Origin of the sequence: Paraburkholderia sp. Tr-20389 (genome assembly GCF_017104565.1) — a bacterium.
GTDB lineage: Bacteria > Pseudomonadota > Gammaproteobacteria > Burkholderiales > Burkholderiaceae > Paraburkholderia.
On the sequence record NZ_JAAGPD010000109.1, the window covers coordinates 1 to 1243 of the forward strand.

The window sequence follows — 1243 nt, forward strand, 5'->3', positions numbered from 1 at the left end:
TGCAGTGCAGGCCAGTGGCAGTGCCAGCGTGCGTCGGCGTCGGCTGCCTGCGCAGCAGGTCGTATGGCTGGTGATTGCGCTGGCGTTGTACCGGCACCAGTCGATCAGCGAAGTCGTCGATGAACTGGACCTTGCGCTACCCGCAGCCGATGCGTCATTTGTCAGCAAGAGCGCCATCGCTCAGGCGCGGCAGCGCATCGGCGCCGCGCCCCTGGCGTGGCTGTTTCACGAATCGGCCAGGAACTGGGTCGCGCAGGATCAGGCGCAGCACCTCTTCAAGGGGCTCTCGCTGTTCGCGATGGATGGCACCACGCTGCGAACCGCCGACAGTGCCGCCAACCGCAGGCATTTTGGCGCCTCGGCCGCCGCTCATGGCCGGGTTGGCAGCTATCCCCAACTGCGCGCGGTAACGCTCACCGCCCTTGCGACGCATCTGGTGCGTGATGCGGTGTTCGGTCCTTACGATATCAACGAGATGATCTGGGCGCGTGAACTCATCGCTCGCGTGCCGGCCAATTCCATCACCGTATTCGATAGAGGGTTCCTGTCGGCCCAGCTTCTGTGCAATCTGGTTTCAGGCGGCGAGAACCGGCATTACATCATCCCGGCCAAATCCAATCTGCGCTGGGAGGTCGTGAGCGGGCACGACGGCGACCAGATCGTGCGCATGCGCGTGTCGCCGCAGGCCCGCACCAAATGCCCGGAGCTGCCCGAATTCTGGCAAGCGCGCGCCGTGCTTGCCGTTGATGCACGGGGCCGGCAGCGGATATTGCTGACGTCGCTGACTGATCGAAGGCGTTTCAAGGCCGTCGACGTTGTTTCGTGCTACGAGCGTCGCTGGCAGATCGAGACCAGCTACCATGAGCTGAAGCAGTCGATGCTGGGCATGGAGTTGACCCTCCGCAGTCAGACCGTGGAGGGTGTCTATCAGGAATTCTGGGGCGCCCTGATCGCCTATAACCTGATTCGCCTGGAGATGGCCAAGGCGGCGATCGACGCCGGGCAGCCACCCGACGCACTGAGCTTCATCCGCGCGTTTCACACCATTCAGTACGAAATGACCTGGGCAGCCGTGACACGCTCGTACGGCAAACTGCCTGCGCTGCTCAAGCGCCTGCGTGAGCGGCTCAAGCAACTTATCAACGAAAAACGGCCCGGGCGCTCTTGCGCTCGGGCCGTCAAGTCCAGACCGTTTCGTTATACCGTTCGAGTCCTCAAAAGAGACCTTAACTGAACGGCATTA

General features: G+C 62.5%; 1 protein-coding gene. It reads left to right on the forward strand.

Annotated elements, in window-relative coordinates; translation table 11 throughout:
- Positions 1-1234, forward strand: a 1234-nt coding sequence (locus G3N95_RS40370; protein ID WP_205975646.1) for an IS4 family transposase, incomplete at its 5' end; no start/stop codon positions are given.
- Positions 1235-1243 lie beyond the last annotated feature (9 nt).